14 protein-coding genes are annotated in these 15,781 nt (G+C 71.9%); 9 read left to right on the top strand and 5 right to left on the bottom strand.

What is annotated here, in order from left to right:
- Positions 1–43: 43 nt before the first annotated feature.
- From ABZZ74_RS10015 to ABZZ74_RS10005, 3 genes are read right to left on the bottom strand one after another with little or no spacing between them, the layout of a single operon-like run.
- The gene (locus ABZZ74_RS10015) at positions 44–826 is read right to left on the bottom strand and encodes an enoyl-CoA hydratase/isomerase family protein (RefSeq protein WP_356763015.1); all 783 of its coding nucleotides are present in this window, start codon (positions 824–826) and stop codon (positions 44–46) included.
- The gene (locus tag ABZZ74_RS10010; protein WP_356763012.1) at positions 823–1,239 is read right to left on the bottom strand and encodes an OB-fold domain-containing protein; all 417 of its coding nucleotides are present in this window, start codon (positions 1,237–1,239) and stop codon (positions 823–825) included. The genes ABZZ74_RS10015 and ABZZ74_RS10010 overlap by 4 nt, the downstream gene beginning before the upstream one ends.
- Before the next feature lies 1 nt (position 1,240).
- Positions 1,241–2,389 (bottom strand): lipid-transfer protein, encoded by a 1,149-nt coding sequence (locus ABZZ74_RS10005; protein ID WP_356763010.1) that lies wholly within the window; start codon positions 2,387–2,389, stop codon positions 1,241–1,243.
- 92 nt (positions 2,390–2,481) lie between these two features.
- On the opposite strand from ABZZ74_RS10005, the gene ABZZ74_RS10000 reads away from it, so the two are divergent.
- From ABZZ74_RS10000 to ABZZ74_RS09990, 3 genes are read left to right on the top strand one after another with little or no spacing between them, the layout of a single operon-like run.
- Positions 2,482–4,074: a FadD3 family acyl-CoA ligase gene (locus ABZZ74_RS10000; protein WP_356763008.1), complete on the top strand. Its 1,593-nt coding sequence runs from the start codon at positions 2,482–2,484 to the stop codon at positions 4,072–4,074.
- Positions 4,075–4,106: 32 nt separating this feature from the next.
- Positions 4,107–4,325 carry a hypothetical protein gene (locus tag ABZZ74_RS09995; RefSeq protein ID WP_356763006.1) on the top strand — a complete coding sequence of 73 codons (219 nt, stop codon included), beginning with the start codon at positions 4,107–4,109 and terminating at the stop codon, positions 4,323–4,325.
- A complete protein-coding gene (locus ABZZ74_RS09990) occupies positions 4,322–4,693 on the top strand; it encodes a fic family toxin-antitoxin system, toxin component (RefSeq protein ID WP_356763004.1) in 372 nt (123 codons plus the stop codon). The genes ABZZ74_RS09995 and ABZZ74_RS09990 overlap by 4 nt, the downstream gene beginning before the upstream one ends.
- 72 nt (positions 4,694–4,765) lie before the next feature.
- Here the strand turns inward: ABZZ74_RS09990 and ABZZ74_RS09985 are convergent, their stop codons facing one another.
- Positions 4,766–4,936 (bottom strand): hypothetical protein, encoded by a 171-nt coding sequence (locus ABZZ74_RS09985; protein ID WP_356763002.1) that lies wholly within the window; start codon positions 4,934–4,936, stop codon positions 4,766–4,768.
- A gap of 354 nt (positions 4,937–5,290) precedes the next feature.
- Positions 5,291–8,242 carry a BTAD domain-containing putative transcriptional regulator gene (locus tag ABZZ74_RS09980; RefSeq protein WP_356763000.1) on the bottom strand — a complete coding sequence of 984 codons (2,952 nt, stop codon included), beginning with the start codon at positions 8,240–8,242 and terminating at the stop codon, positions 5,291–5,293.
- Between the two features lie 191 nt (positions 8,243–8,433).
- Between ABZZ74_RS09980 and ABZZ74_RS09975 the strand changes: the two genes are divergently transcribed.
- The 6 genes from ABZZ74_RS09975 (at position 8,434) to ABZZ74_RS09950 (ending at position 15,765) form a co-directional block, all read left to right on the top strand.
- Positions 8,434–9,660, top strand: coding sequence for an amidohydrolase family protein (locus tag ABZZ74_RS09975; protein ID WP_356762998.1), 1,227 nt, complete (start codon positions 8,434–8,436; stop codon positions 9,658–9,660).
- Positions 9,657–10,580, top strand: a complete 924-nt coding sequence (locus ABZZ74_RS09970; RefSeq protein WP_356762996.1) for an LLM class F420-dependent oxidoreductase — start codon at positions 9,657–9,659, stop codon at positions 10,578–10,580. Before ABZZ74_RS09975 ends, ABZZ74_RS09970 begins: the two co-directional genes overlap by 4 nt.
- Before the next feature lie 11 nt (positions 10,581–10,591).
- Positions 10,592–11,362, top strand: a complete 771-nt coding sequence (locus ABZZ74_RS09965; protein ID WP_356762993.1) for a glucose 1-dehydrogenase — start codon at positions 10,592–10,594, stop codon at positions 11,360–11,362.
- An 87-nt stretch (positions 11,363–11,449) separates the two neighbouring features.
- Positions 11,450–12,568, top strand: a complete 1,119-nt coding sequence (locus ABZZ74_RS09960; protein WP_356762990.1) for an LLM class flavin-dependent oxidoreductase — start codon at positions 11,450–11,452, stop codon at positions 12,566–12,568.
- A 15-nt stretch (positions 12,569–12,583) separates the two neighbouring features.
- Positions 12,584–14,314, top strand: a complete 1,731-nt coding sequence (locus ABZZ74_RS09955) for a D-aminoacylase (RefSeq protein ID WP_356762988.1) — start codon at positions 12,584–12,586, stop codon at positions 14,312–14,314.
- On the top strand, positions 14,311–15,765 hold the full coding sequence (locus ABZZ74_RS09950) for an aldehyde dehydrogenase family protein (protein ID WP_356762986.1): 1,455 nt from the start codon (positions 14,311–14,313) through the stop codon (positions 15,763–15,765). The genes ABZZ74_RS09955 and ABZZ74_RS09950 overlap by 4 nt, the downstream gene beginning before the upstream one ends.
- Positions 15,766–15,781 lie beyond the last annotated feature (16 nt).

Raw genomic sequence — 15,781 nt, 5'->3', positions numbered from 1 at the left:
TACGCCCGCTGGGCGATGACCGCCATGCGGTGACCCGATCGGCTCAGCGGGTCCGGTGGGTGCCGCCGCGCCGCGCGAACAGCTCCGCCTGGCGTTCGCCCGGCAGATTCCCGAGCGCGACCAGATGGGCGGCCTGCGCGAACCCGGCGGCCACGGCGCCCTCCCGGGCCGCCCACAGCGCCCGCACGGTGCCCTGCACGCCCTCCGGCGGATACCCGGCGATCACGGCCGCGCACTCCGTGGCCGCCGTCAACGCCCCGCCGGGCTCGGTGAGTTCGGAGACCAGGCCGATCTCGTGGGCGCGTCTCGCCGAGATCCGTTCCGCCGTGCCCATCAGCATCATCCGCGCGACCTCCCCGTACGGCATCCGCTGGGCCAGCAGCACGGACTCGTAGGCGCTGACCATGCCGTAGGTGGTGTGCGGGTCGAAGAAGGCGGCCGTGGGGTCGGCGACGACGAAGTCCGCCTCGCCGAGCAGGTAGAAGGCGCCCCCGCAGGCCATGCCGCGTACGGCGGCGACGACCGGTTTCCACAGGTCGTTCGACTTGGGGCCCACCCGCAGCAGCGGATCGTCCGCCATGAAGGGCGAGCCGGGCTGCGGAACGACGGCGTCGCGGTCCAGGCCGGTGCAGAAGGCCCGCTCGCCCGCACCGGTGAGGACGACCGCGCGCACGGCGTCGTCGAACCGCAACTCCCGCCAGGTCTGCCGGAGTTCGTCCCGCATGGTCAGGTCGATGGCGTTGAGCCTCTCGGGCCGGTCGAGGGTGACGGTCGCGACGCCGGTGTCCTTGTCGACGGAGACGGTGATGGCCCGGGTCGTGGTCACGGCCGCTCCAGGACCCACTGCGGCAGACCGTCGTTGGTGAAGACGACCTGCACCCTCGCCCCGATCCGGATGCGCTCCGGCGCCACCGAGTCCAGGCGCGCGCCGGCCTCGGCGACCACGTTGCCGACCATTCGGATGCGCGGGGCGTCGGCGAGTTCGACGACGACCACGTTGTACGGGGCCTGCTCGGCGTAGTCGGGGAGGAGCGGCGGGTGCGGGAGGACGTAGGACCAGATGCGGCCCTGGCCCTCCATCCGGCGCCACTCGGCGGCGAAGGACTGGCAGTGCGGGCAGCAGGGCCGGGGCGGGAAGCGCGGCTCGCCGCAGTCGGAGCAGGCCTGGACGCGCAGTTCGCCCTGGCGGGCGTAGCCCCAGAAGGGGGCGCCGTCGGCGTCGGTGACGGGGCTCAGCATGTCAACTCCTCAGCAGCAGTGCGGACGTCGGGACTCCCTCACCGGCGGTGACCAGGCAGGTGGCGGCGTCCGGGACCTGGGCGGTACTGGTGCCGCGCAGTTGCCGTACGCCCTCGTTGATGAGGTTGAAGCCGTGGACATAGGCCTCGCTGAGCCCGCCGCCGCTCGTGTTGAGCGGGAGCCGCCCGCCGATCTCCAGCGCGCCCTGCTCGGTGAACGCACCGCCCTCGCCGCGCCCGCAGAAGCCGTAGCCCTCCAGGGACAGCGGGATCAGCGCGGTGAACGCGTCGTAGATCTGGGCGACATCGACGTCCTGCGGGGTGAAGTCGGCGTGTTTCCACAGGTGTCGGGCGGCGGCCCAGGCGGGGCCGGTGAGCGGGTCGTCGTTCCAGTAGTTGACCATGCCGTGGTGCTGGGCGGGCAGGCCCTGCGCGGCGGAGTGGACGTACACGGGGGTCTGCCGGCAGTCCCGGGCACGCTCGGCGCTGACGACCACGCAGGCCAACGCCCCGTCCGTCTCCAGGCAGTTGTCGAAGAGGCACAGGGGCTCGCTGATCCAGCGGGCGGTCATGTACATCTCGCGGGTCAGGGGCCGTTCGTACATCACGGCGGCGGGATTCTGGTTCGCCCGGTTGCGGCAGGCGAGCGCCACGTTGAACAGATGGTCCCGGGTGGCGCCGTACTCGTGCAGGTAGCGGCGGGTGAGCATGGCTATCTCGTCGGCGGGCCGGAGCAGGCCGAAGGGGCGGGTCCACTGGGCCGGGGTGGGGAGCTGGACGGTGGTGTTGGTCCAGGGCCGGGGACCCGAGCCGCGCTTGCGGGACCGCCAGGCGACGCCGACCGTCGCCTGGCCGGAGGCGATGGCGGCGGCGAGATGCGCGACGGTGGCGCACGAACCGCCGCCCCCGTAGCCCACTTTGCTGAAGAAGGTCAGGTCCCCGAAGCCGACGGCCTTGGCCAGCTCCACCTCGTCCGTCTCCTCCATGGTGTAGGAGGCGAGCGCGTCGACCTCGCCGGGCGCGATCCCGGCGTCGTCGAGGGCGGCGAGGACGGCACGGCAGGCGAGGGTTCTCTCGTCGTCCTCGAGATGCTTGGCGAACGGTGTCTGTCCTATGCCGACGATCGCGGTGGCGTCCTTGACTCCGCCCATGCTGGTGCACCTCCGCCTGCTGTCCCCTGAGCTGACAGGGCGTCAGGTTACAGCTAATCTGACGGTCAGTCAGCTACTGGTAGGGGGCTGTTGTGCGCGGTGACGTGGAGTGGGGGACGATCCCGGGCCTGGTCCGCTCGGCCGCCGAGCGGTACGCGGACGTCGAGGCGGTGGTGGACGGGCGGGTCCGGGTCTCTTACGCGGAGTTGGGTGCCCGCGTCGACCGGGCCGCCGCGGCCTGTATGGCGAACGGGATCGCGGTCGGCGACCGGGTGGGGATCTGGGCGCCCAACTCCCTGGACTGGATGGTCGCCGCGCTGGGCGCGGTGTCGGCGGGCGCGGTGCTGGTGCCCCTGAACACCCGGTTCAAGGGCGGCGAGACGGCGGACGTGCTGCGGCGCAGCGGGGCGCGGCTGCTGTTCGTGACCGGGACGTTCCTGGGCACGTCGTACGTGGCCTCGCTGCGCCGGGCGGCGGGAGAGGGACCGGGGTCCGGCCCCCTGCCCGGACTCCCTGACCTGGAACAGGTCGTGGTGCTCTCGGAGGACGCCCCGGCCGACTTCCGCACCTGGAAGGACTTCCTGGCGAGCGGGGAGGGCGTGGGTGAGCCGGAGGTACGGTCGCGCGCCGCGCTGCTGTCCCCGTCCATGCCCTCCGACATCATCTTCACGTCCGGGACGACGGGCCGCCCCAAGGGCGCGGTCATCACCCACGCGCAGACGCTGCGGGGCTACGAGATCTGGAGCGACCTCGCGGGACTGGTCCGGGGCGACCGCTATCTGATCGTGAACCCCTTCTTCCACACCTTCGGCTACAAGGCGGGGGTGATCGCCTGCCTGATGCGGGGTGCGACGATGATCCCGCAGCCGGTGTTCAACGTGGACACGGCCCTCGCCAACATCGCGGCGGAACGCGTCTCGGTCCTGCCGGGCCCGCCGACCCTGCACCAGTCGCTCCTGGACCACCCCGCCCGGGACGCCCACGACCTGTCCGCGTTGCGGCTGGTGGTGACGGGCGCGGCGGTCGTGCCGCTGCGGCTGGTGGAGCGGCTGCGCGGCGAACTCGGCGTCGGCACGGTCCTGACCGCCTACGGTCTGTCCGAGGCGAGCGGCATCGTCACGATGTGCCGCCGGGGCGACGAGCCGACGGTGATCGCGTCGACGTCGGGTCGGGCGATACCGGGCACGGAGGTGCGGGTCGAAGCGCCGGCCGGGGAGCCCGGGGAGGTCCTGGTCCGGGGCTTCAACGTGATGCGCGGCTACTACGAGGACGAGGCCGCGACCGCCGAGGTCCTGACGGAGGACGGCTGGCTGCGCACCGGTGACGTCGGCGTGCTCGACCCGGCCGGCAACCTCCGTATCACCGACCGCATCAAGGACATGTTCATCGTCGGCGGCTTCAACGCGTACCCGGCGGAGATAGAGCAACTGCTCGGCCTGCACCCCGACGTGGCGGACGTGGCCGTCATCGGCGTCCCGGACCCGAGGCTGGGCGAGGTCGGCAAGGCGTACGTGGTGCGGCGGCCGGGCTCCGTCCTGACGGCCGACGACCTGATCGCCTGGGCGCGGCGAGAGATGGCGAACTACAAGGTGCCGAGGACGGTGGAGTTCGTGGGGGAGCTGCCGCGGAACGCGAGCGGGAAGGTGGTGAAGGGGGAGTTGCGCAGGGCTGGTATCACCGGATAGCGAGGGTTGGTATCTGCTGATACCATCCCGGCATGGCCAAGACGCAGATCAACATCCGCATGGACGACGAGACGGCGGAGATGGCCCGACAGGCCGCAGCCACGCGGCGGATACCCGTCAACGAGTATGTCGAGCAGCTCATCCGGGACGACAACGAGCACCTGCGCGCCGTGTTCATGGCCGCCGCGCAGGAAGTGCTCGACGAGTACGGCGATCTCATCGATGAGATCGAGGGGGAAACCGGGGCGTGAATCCCAACGTGGACCTCGCCTGGATCCTGGAGGTCGCGCAGCGGGCGGGTCAGGAGGACCCTGTCATCGACGACTACGGCGTTCCCGTGGCCGCGGTCGAGCGTCATCGGGCGGTGCTGGTCGGGCAGGAGGTCTACCAGGGGATGCATGCGAAGGCGGCGGCCCTGGCGCATTCGCTGGGGCGTATGCGCTGGCTGGAGCGTTCGAACCTGCGGGTGGCGGTTGCCGTCGCTCATGCGTATCTGACCGCCGCCGGGGTCCCGGTCAAGCTCGATCAGCAGCGGGTTTCCGCGCTGGCGCGGGAGCTCAAGCGGCCGGAGAGCACGGTGCGCAGTGTGGCGGCCGTCCTCAAGGAGTGGACCGTGTGACGACGGGAACGAGTCGGCCGCGGCAACTCCCCTCCGGGCTGCCGCGGCCGTTCCCCGTCGGGGTGGTGGTCGTCAGGCCTTCTCGTCGGTGACGTGGATGTTGTCCGTCGTCACCTTGCCCGAGTCCTTCGCGGTGGCCGCCGTGAGCGGCTCGTCCGTGACGTGGATGTTGGCCGGGTTCACCTCGGCGCCGGCCGGCTCGTCGGTGACGTGGATGTTGTCGGTGGTGTTCTCGTCGCTCATCTGGTGCTCCCCTGAAAGGCTCGTGCGGTGGATGGACGAGACCCGCCCGGCAGCTCCCCCGAGGGCCGCCGGACGGATCATGAGGCCGGTTCACCTTAGGCCTGTCCGACAATTCCCGTCTGCCGCGCGCCGCCTGGCACGCCCGCTCGCCGCGATCGCACGCTCCCCCCACGCTCGAACAACCTCGCGCGGGGGACCCCCGTGACGCCGCGCGGCCCGCCCTCCGGGCGGACGACGGGAATTGCCGGACAGGCCCTGGAGGCCCGCCCCCGTGCCGTTCCGTCTGCCCCCCGACGCGACGGCCCGGCACGAGCAAGACTGCACTGGGGCGATAAACGAACGATGAACGCCCGCTCAGGCGACCGACGCCGGCGTCAGCAGTGCCCGGACCTCGTCCGCCTCCGGCGCCCCCAGCGCCTCGAAGATCTCCAGCGCCTCCCGCCAGCACACCTGAGCCCGGTCCAGCTGGCCGACGCCGTTGAGGGCACGCCCGAGCACCGTGAGGACGTTGCCCCGCCGCCACTCGCCGCCGATGCCCCGCAGCAGCGTCAGCGCGGTCTCCGCGTCCGCCGCCGCCTGCGCGGGCCGCCGGGCCGCGAGGTCCAGCTCGGCGAGCCGGAAGAGGGTCATCCCCTCCCACAGCCGCTGCCTGCTCTCCCGGAACACCTCCAGCGCCAGCTGAAGGCACCGGGTGGCCTCCGCCAGTTTCCCGCTCTGGGTGAGCGCGAGCCCCAGCGCGTACCGCCCGTTGGCCCCCTTCAGCGCGTGCCCCATGTCGTCGTACATCGCGGTGCCCTGCCGGGCCAGCGCGACGGCCGTGTCCGTGCGGCCGGTGGCCAGATAGGTCCGCGACAGGTTGCACAGCGCGCTCGCCTCGCCGGAACGGTCGCCCACCGAACGGAAATCCTCGAGCGCCCGCCTGAAGTACCGCTCGCCGTCGTCGTGACGGCTCTGGTACAACGCGATCGCGCCGAGGATGTTGTACGACCAGCAGCCGGCCAGCGGATCACCGGCCCCGTCCCCGGTCAGCTCCCGGGCCCGGCCGGCCTCCTCGTCGGCCAGGTCGAACCGGCCGGTGATGCTGTGCGCGTAGGCCAGCGAGATCAGCGCCCGGGCCTCCGCGCGCGAATCCCCGGCCTCCCGCGCCGCCTCGCGCAACGCCGACGCCACCGCCTCGTACTCCTTGGAGTTGGTCCCCGACTCGGCCAGGTCGACCGCCGCCCACAGCACGTCGACCGCGTGCCCGATCATTCCCGGGTGCGCGGACTGCCGTACGCAGGCCAGCAGGGAGACCGCCTCCGCGTACAGCCAGTCCTGCGCCGCGTGCCGGTCGGAGAAGGTCAGCCCCGGGTACTCCGGTGTCGCGAGGTGGTCGACCAGGCGGTCCCCGGGCCGTTCGATGAGATAGACCCCGCCGACGGTGGCCAGGTAGAAGTCCAGCAGCCGCGACAGCGCGGCCGCACGCTCGCTCGGCGGCCACTCGTCGCGCTCGGCGCACGCACGCGCGTAGAGCCGCACGAGATCGTGGTACCGGTAGCGGCCGGGCGCCGCCGACTCCAGCAGCGAGGTGTCGACCAGGGACTCCAGCAGGTCCTCGGTCTCCTCGACCGGGAGGTCCAGCACCGCCGCCGCCGCGGCGAGCGAGATGTCCGGGCCGTCCGCGAGGCCCAGCAGCCGGAACGCCCGCTGCTGGGCCGGCTCCAACTGGCCGTAGCCCAGCTCGAAGGTGGCCTTGACCGCGAGGTCGCCGGCCTGCAGCTCGTCCAGGCGCCGGCGCTCGTCGCCCAGCTTGGCGGCCAGCACCGAGACGGTCCAGGTGCGGCGGGCCGCCAGCCGCGAGGCCGCGATCCGGATCGCCAGCGGCAGGAACCCGCACGCGGCCACGACGTCCAGCGCGGCCTCGCGCTCCGCGGCCACCCGCTCCTCGCCCACGATCTTCGTGAAGAGCGCCAGCGCCTCCTCGGGGGACATCACGTCCAGGTCGACGAGATGGGCGCCGGCGAGGTCGACCATCCGCACCCGGGAGGTCACCAGCGCCGCGCAGCCCTCGGTGCCCGGCAGCAACGGCCGCACCTGCGCCGCGTCCCGGGCGTTGTCCAGCAGGACCAGCACCCGGCGCCCGTCCAGCACCGACCGGTACAGCGCCGCGCGCTCGTCCAGGGAGTCCGGGATCGCCGAGTCCGCCGTGCCGAGCGCGCGCAGGAAGGATCCGAGGACGGTCTCTGGTTCGGCCGGCCGAGGACCGGCGCCCTGCAGGTCGACGTACAGCTGTCCGTCCGGGAAGGCGGCCCGCGCCTGGTGGGCCACGTGCACGGCGAGGGTCGTCTTGCCGACGCCCCCGATGCCGGCCAGCGCCGAGACCGCCATCACGCGGCCCTCCGCCGAGGCCAGCACCTCGCCGAGCTCCGCCACGAAGGCCGCGCGGCCGGTGAAGTCAGGGACGGTGGCGGGGAGTTGGGCGGGGCGTACGGGGACGGCGGCGGGCTCGGCCTGCGGGGCGGAGGGCTCCGCGAGCCCCGGGTCCGCCCGCAGGATCCGCTGCTGGAGTTCGCTGAGGCCCGGGCGGGGGTCGACGCCCAGCTCCTCGGCGAGCAGCCGGCGGGTGTCGGCGTACACGGCGAGCGCCTCCGCCTGCCGTCCGCTGCGGTACAGGGCGAGCATCAGCAGCTCCCGCGGGCGCTCCCGGAGCGGATGCGCCGCCGTCAGCGCCGTCAGCTCGGAGACCGCCTCCGCGTGGCAGCCCTGCTCCAGGTCCATGTCCAGCCGGGATTCCAGCAGTTGCAGCCGCCACTCCTCCAGGCGCACGCGCTGCGCCTCGGCGTACGGCCCCGGCACTCCCGCCAGCGTCTCCCCGTCCCACAGGGCGAGCGCCCGGTTCAGCACCTCGCGCGCGTGGCACAGATCCCCGGAGGCTCGCGCCTTCTCCGCCTCGGCCGCGAGGTCCTGGGCGACGGCCAGGTCCAGCGCGCCTTCGCCGAGCCCGCGCACCGCGTACCCGCCCGACTCGCTGACCAGGACCCCCGGGTCCAGCACCTTGCGCAGCCGGGAGGCGTACGTGCGCAGCGCCGCCAGCGCCTGGGAGGGCGGCTCCTCGCCCCACAGGGCGTCGATCAGCTCGGCGGCGGTGGCCGTACGGCCCTCGCGCAGCAGCAGGGCGGCCAGCAGGGCGCGCTGTTGCGGTGAGCCGGTGTTCAGGGCCTCGTCGCCGCGCCGGGCACGCACCGGACCGAGCACGCCGAAGCACAGTTCCGTCGGCTCAGCCGGGCCGGGGCGCCTCTGCTCCGGCACCCGCGGTACATCGTCCATCGCCGTGTCCCCCTAGACCCCTGTGAGCAACCCCGTCAGTTTGCCTTGTTCCCGGCGGATGCGTCAGCTGTGGAGAGCTCCGTCACAGCCCGGCACGCGGGATCTCACCGAGCCCTCACCTCTTCTCCCCACTCGGCGACCCCCGGCACAGGGAGCTGACGGGTCGTCAGATCAGCGCTACCGTGAGCGCCATGGACTCCGAACTGACGCTCCCTCAGATCATCTCCGTCGACGACCACACCGTGGAACCGCCGAACGTCTGGCAGGACCGGCTCCCGAAGAAGTACCTGGACGTCGGCCCCCGCATCGTCCGCGCCCCGCTGAAGGAGATCAGCTTCCTCGGCGGCCGCTTCAAGCCCGTGATGGGCGCCCCCGGCGACGACGGCCCGATCGGCGACTGGTGGCTGTACGAGGACCTCCAGCGCCCGCTGACCCGTCTGGACACCGCCGTGGGCTACAGCAGGGACGAGATCAAGCTCGAGGTCATCACGTACGAGCAGATGCGCCCGGGGTCGTACGACGTCCCCCAGCGGCTGGCCGACATGGACGTCAACCACGTCCAGTCCGCCGTCTGCTTCCCGACCTTCCCGCGCTTCTGCGGGCAGACCTTCACCGAGGCCGCGGACCACGAGCTGGGGCTGCTGTGCGTGCGCGCGTACAACGACTGGATGGTGGAGGAGTGGTGCGGGCCCAAGGCCCAGGGCCGCCTCATACCGTTGACCCTCATCCCCCTCTGGGACGCCGAGCTCGCCGCCGCCGAGGTCCGCCGCAACGCCGCCCGCGGGGTCCGCGCGGTCGCCTTCTCCGAGATACCCCCGCACCTGGGGCTGCCCTCCGTCCACTCCGACGACTGGGACCCCTTCCTCGCCGCCTGCGACGAGACCGGCACGGTCGTCGCCATGCACATCGGCTCCAGCAGCCGTATGCCCTCCACCTCCAAGGACGCCCCGCCGGCCGTCGGTTCGACCATCACCTTCGCCAACTGCTGCTTCTCGATGGTCGACTGGCTGATGAGCGGCAAGTTCGAGCGCTTCCCGAACCTCAGGGTCATGTACGCCGAGGGCCAGATCGGCTGGATCCCGTACATCCTGGAGCGCGCGGACGTCGTCTGGGAGGAGAACCGCGGCTGGGGCGGGGTCGCCGACAAGGTGCACCGGCCGCCGTCCGAACTGTTCGCCGAGCACGTCTACGGCTGCTTCTTCGACGACGCCTTCGGCCTGAGGAACCTCGACTCGATCGGCCTCGGCAACGTCCTGTACGAGACCGACTACCCGCACTCCGACTCCACCTGGCCCAAGTCCCGCGAGGTCGGCGAGGCGCAGATGGGCCACCTGGACCCGGACGTGGTGGAGCGGATCGTCCGCGGCAACGCCATCGACCTGCTGGGGCTCACCCCCGAAGGGCTCTGGCGGCCATGAGCGCCCTGGCGTACGGGATCCAACTGCCCGTCCAGTCCCAGAGCACGATCTACGCCGAGCCCTGGGAGGCCACGGCCGGCCCCGCCGACCTGATCGCCATCGCCCGCGCGGCCGACCGGGCGGGCTTCGCCTACATCGCGAGCTGCGACCACGTGGCCATCCCGCGCCGCCTCGCCTCCGCGATGAGCACGGTCTGGTACGACCCCGTCGCCACCCTCGCCTTCCTGGCGGGCGCGACGGAACGCGTCCGCCTGCTCAGCCATGTGGCCGTCGTGGGCCTCAGACACCCCCTGCTGACCGCCAAGCAGTACGCCACGCTCGACCACCTCGGCGGGGGGCGCCTGATCCTCGGGGTCGGGGCCGGGCACGTCCCGGAGGAGTTCGCGGCGCTGGGCGTCGACTTCGAGCACCGCGGGGCCGTGCTCGACGAGTCCATCGACGCCCTGCGCGCGGCCCTCGGCCCCGAGGAGTTCCCCGAACACCACGGCAAGCTCTACGACTTCGAGGGACTGGGGCAGAAGCCCAGACCGGCGCAGGAGCACGTGCCGATCTGGGTCGGCGGGTCGTCCCCCGCCGCCGTCCGCAGGGCCGCGCTCAAGGGCGACGGCTGGCTCCCGCAGGGCGACCCGCGCGACCGCCTCCCCGAGCAGATCGCCCGGCTGCGGCGGCTGCGCGAAGAGGCCGGTGTCGAACGCCCGCTGACCATCGGAGCCATCACCGAGCCCCTGTACGTCGGCACGCCCGCCTGGGAGACCGGCCGCCGCACCCTGACCGGCCCCCCGGACGCGCTCGCCGAGTCCCTGCGCGCCTACCGCGCGATGGGCGTGCACCAGATCCAGGTCCGGTTCCGCTGCCGGAGCCGCACCGAACTCACCGACCAGATGGCGGCCTTCGGCGCCGACGTGGCCCCACACCTCTAGGGAGTTACCGCATGGGCAAGCTGGACGGACGTGTCGTCGTCGTCACCGGGTCGGCGCGGGGGCAGGGGGAGCAGGAGGCCCGGCTGTTCCGGGCGGAGGGCGCGGAGGTGGTCGTCGCCGACGTCCTCGACGAGCAGGGCGAGGCGCTGGCGCGGGAGATCGGCGCCCGGTACGTCCACCTCGACGTGGGCGAGGAGGCGGACTGGCGGGCGGCGGCCCGGACCGCCAAGGAGACGTACGGCCGGGTGGACGGTCTGGTCAACAACGCCGGCATCCTGCGCTTCAACTCCCTGGTCGACACGCCGCTGGAGGAGTTCATGCAGGTCGTGCGGGTCAACCAGGTCGGCTGCTTCCTGGGGATCAAGACCATGGCGCCGGTCATGGAGGACGGCGGCACGATCGTCAACACCGCCTCCTACACGGCCGTGACGGGCATGGCGGCCGTCGGCACGTACGCCGCCACCAAGCACGCCATCCTCGGCCTCACCCGCGTCGCCGCCCTGGAACTCGCCGACCGGCGCATCCGGGTCAACGCGATGTGCCCCGGCGCGATCGACACCGCGATGTCGAATCCGGCCCAGCTGGACCCGGAGGCGGACGCGGAGGAGACGAGCCGGGCCCTGGACGAGCTCTACCGCAAGCTCGTGCCCCTCGGGCGGATCGGGAGGCCGGACGAGGTGGCGCGGCTGGCGCTGTTCCTCACGTCGGACGACTCCTCGTACATCACGGGTCAGCCCTTCGTCATCGACGGCGGCTGGCTGGCGGGAGTCAGCATCATCTGACGGGCCGTCAACTATTGACCTTTCTGACGGTACGTCAGAAAGTCGTAGGACTCAGCAGACTCACCTGACTTGGGACGGTGAACCGCCGTGGAATTCGGGCTCTTTGTACAGGGATACGTGGGTAAACGCGCCGAGACAGATCCGCTCGCCGAGCACAAGGCGCTGATGGAGGAGACCGAGTACGTCATCCAGGCGGACAAGTCGGGCTTCAAGTACGCGTGGGCGTCGGAACACCACTTCCTGGAGGAGTACTCGCACCTCTCCGCGAACGACGTGTTCCTGGGCTACCTGGCGCACGCGACGGAACGCATCCATCTGGGCTCCGGCATCTTCAACCCGCTGGCCCAGGTCAACCACCCGGTGAAGGTGGCCGAGAAGGTCGCCATGATGGACCACCTCAGCGAGGGCCGCTTCGAGTTCGGGTCCGGTCGCGGGGCCGGCTCGCACGAGATCCTCGGGTTCATCCCCGGGGTGACCGACATGAACTACACCAAGGAGATCTGGGAAGAGACCATCGCCGAGTTCCCCAAGATGTGGCTGCAGGACGAGTACGTCGGCTTCCAGGGCAAGTTCTGGCAGCTGCCGCCGCGCAAGGTCCTGCCGAAGCCGTACGGCAAGTCCCACCCGGCGATGTGGTACGCCGCCGGGTCGCCGCCGTCGTACGCGATGGCCGCGAAGAAGGGGCTCGGGGTGCTGGGGTTCAGCATCCAGAAGGTGTCCGACATGGAATGGGTGCTGGAGCAGTACAAGACGGCGATCGTGAACGCGGAGCCGGTCGGGGACTTCGTCAACGACAACGTGATGGTGACGACGACGGCGATCTGCGCGCCGACACACGCGGAGGCGATCGACATCGCGGTGCACGGGGGGCTGCACTATCTGCCCTCGCTGGTGTTCCGGTACCACGACACGTTCCCCCGGCCCGAGGGGTTCCCGGTGTGGCCGGAGACGCTGCCGGAGTACACGCCGGAGTTCGTGGAGCTGCTGATCGAGGAGGAGCTGTTGATCTGCGGTGACCCGGACGAGGTGCTCACGCAGTGCAAGCGGTGGGAGCAGGCGGGGGCGGACCAGTTGAGCTTCGGGTTGCCGGTGGGGGTGCCGAAGGAGGAGACGTTGCAGACGATCCGGTTGATCGGGGAGCACGTGATTCCGAAGATCGACACGGATCCCGTTCATCGGACGTCCCGGTTCCGCCAAGCTGTGTGAAGGGGTTCGCGGACCATGCTCGACCACCTCATCAAGGGTGCGACCGTCGTGGACGGCACGGGCGCACCCGCGTACACCGCCGACGTCGGCATCCGGGACGGCCGTATCGCCCTCGTCGGTACCGTCAGCGAGGAGGCCCGGACCAGTGAGGACGCCTCCGGGCTCGTTCTCGCGCCCGGGTTCGTCGATCCGCACACCCACTACGACGCCCAGCTGTTCTGGGATCCGTACGCGACGCCCTCGCTCAACCACGGTGTCACCACCGTCGCCGCCGGGAACTGCGGGTTCACCCTGGCGCCCCTGAATCCCACCCGCCCTGACGACGCCGACTACACGCGTCGGATGATGTCCAAGGTCGAGGGGATGTCGTTGGTGGCGCTGGAGGAAGGGGCGCCGTGGAACTGGAGCTCCTTCGGCGACTACCTCGACGCCCTCGAAGGGCGGATCGCCGTCAACGCGGGGTTCATGGTGGGGCATTGCGCCCTGCGGCGGCACGTCATGGGGCCGGACGCCATCGGGGGGCAGCCCAGTGAGGAGCAACTGGGTGAGATCGTGCGGCTGTTGCACGAGGCCATGGACGCGGGGGCCTGGGGGTTCTCCACCACGCAGTCCTCGACCCACTCCGACGGGGACGGAAAGCCCGTGGCCTCCCGGCACGCGAAGCCGGCGGAACTGCTGGCGCTGTCGCGGGCCGTGGGGGAGCACGAGGGCACGCAGATCGAGGCGATCGTCGCAGGGTGCCTGGACCAGTTCAGCGACGCCGAGATCGAACTGTTCGCGGAGATGAGCGCCGCGGCCGGGCGGCCGCTGAACTGGAACGTGCTGACCATCGACGCGTCCGTCCCCGAGCGCGTGCCCCGGCAGCTGCAGGCGAGCGAGCAGGCCCGGAAGGCCGGCGGCCGGGTCGTCGCGCTGACCATGCCGATCCTCACGCCCATGAACATGTCGCTGGGCACCTTCTGCGCGCTGAACCTGATACCGGGGTGGGGCCCGATCCTGGGGCTGCCGGTGCCGGAGCGCATCGCGCGATTGAAGGACCCGGCCGTGCGTGCCGAGATGCTGCGGCGCGCCGAGTCCAAGGAGGCGGGCGTCTTCCGGCGGCTCGCGGACTTCGGGCGGTACGTCATCGGCGACACCTACAGCGAGGCGAACCGCGGGCTGACCGGCCGGGTGGTGCGGGACATCGCGGCGGAGCGGGGGCAGGACCCGTTCCAGTGCCTGGTGGAGATCTGCGCGGCCGACGAGCTGCGTACGGTCCTGTGGCCCATGCCGACCGACAACGACCCGGCGTCCTGGGCCCTGCGCGCCGAGACCTGGCAGCACGAGGACGTGATGCTGGGCGGGTCCGACGCCGGGGCGCATCTGGACCGGATGTGCGGGGCGCCGTACACCACCCGCTTCCTCGGCGACTGTCTGCGCGGGCGCAAGCTGGTGGGGCTGGAGCAGGCGGTGAAGATGCTGACGGACGACCCGGCGCGGCTCTTCGGCCTGCGCGAGCGGGGCCGGGTGGCGGAGGGCTTCCATGCGGACCTCGTGCTCTTCGACCCGGAACGGATCGGCGCGGCCTCGGCCACCCTGGTGCACGACCTGCCGGGTGACAGTCCGCGGCTGGACGCCAAGGCCCTCGGGGTGCGGGCCGTGTGGGTCAACGGGACCGAGGCGATCCGGGACGACGTGGTGAGCGGTGCCGTACCGGGGAAGGTGCTGCGCTCCGGGCGGGACACGAGGACGGTGAGCACCCGTTGAACGGCGATGAACAGCGGCTGTTCGTCGGGGGGCGCTGGGTCGAGCCGGACGGCGGGTACTACGCCGTCGTCGATCCGGCGACGGAGGAGACCGTCGGGTGGGCTCCGGAGGCCTCGCGGGATCAGGTGCACGCGGCCTGCGCCGCGGCCCGCGAGGCCTTCGGGCCGTGGTCGAGGACCTCACCGGAGGATCGCGCGGCGATCCTGGGCCGGGCCGCGGACATCATCGCCAGCCGCTTCGTGCCGTACGCCGAGCTGGCGCAGGCGGAGACCGGGGCGACCACCGGGACGGCCCGGGCGATGCAGGTCGGGGTGGGCGTGGCCCGGTTCCGGCGGTACGCGCGCGTGGAGCCGGCCGAGTGGGCGATCCCGCCGCAGATCAACGAGGCCGGGCCGATGGGACGGGCCGGGGTGTTCGGTGCGCTGGCCGTGCGGCAGCCGGTGGGGGTGGTCACCTGCATCACGTCGTACAACAACCCGTGGGCCAACCCGGCCGGGAAGGTCGCGCCCGCCCTGGCCATGGGCAACACGGTGGTGGTGAAGCCCGCCCCGCAGGACCCCCTGTCGGTGTACCGGATGGCGGAGGCGCTGGAGGCGGCGGGCGCGCCGGCGGGTGTGGTCAACGTCGTCTCCGGGCGGTCGGCGTCCGTCGGCGAGGAGGCCGTCGCCTCCCCTGACGTGGACATGGTGAGCTTCACCGGGTCCACGGCCGTCGGGCAGCGCATCGCCGAGGTGTGCGGGCGGGACATGAAACGGCAGCTGATGGAGCTGGGCGGGAAGGGCGCGGCGGTCGTCCTCGACGACGCGGACGTCGCCTCGGCGGTCGCCGGGATCGGCACGACCTTCTCCTTCTACAGCGGCCAGATCTGCACGGCACCGACGCGGGTGCTGGCGCAGCGCGGGGTGTACGACCGTCTGGTGGACCAACTTGCGGCCTACGCGGGCCGGTTGAAGGTGGGCGACCCGAGGGAGCCGGACACGGTGGTCGGCCCGGTGATCACCGCGGCCCACCGGGACCGGGTGGAGTCGTACGTCGAACTGGGCCGCAAGGAGGGCGCGGTGGTGATGGCGGGAGGCGAACGCCCGCCGCTGGACCGCGGCTTCCACGTCTCCCCGACCCTCCTTGCCGACTGCACGAACGACATGCGGGTGGCCCGGGAGGAGATCTTCGGCCCGGTGGTCGTCGTCATCCCCTTCGACGAGGAGGACGAGGGGGTCGCCCTGGCCAACGACAGCGACTACGGGCTCATCGACTACGTCTGGTCGGGAGACGTGGCGAGGGCGTTCCGGGTGGCTCGGCGGCTGCGGGCGGGGGGAGTGGGCGTCAACACGGTCGGCCGCAACATGGAGGCCCCGTTCGGCGGCTTCAAGAGGAGCGGGGTCGGCCGCGACGTGGGCTCGTACGCACTGCACGCGTACGGGGAGGTGCAGTCGATCGTTTGGCCGGGGTGAGCTGAGCTCGGCTCAG

The sequence above is a fragment of the Streptomyces sp. NPDC006476 genome, from assembly GCF_040612015.1.
Lineage (GTDB): Bacteria > Actinomycetota > Actinomycetes > Streptomycetales > Streptomycetaceae > Streptomyces > Streptomyces griseorubiginosus_B.
The sequence above is the reverse complement of the archived record's forward strand: the minus strand, read 5'-3'. Positions and strand labels throughout refer to the sequence as shown.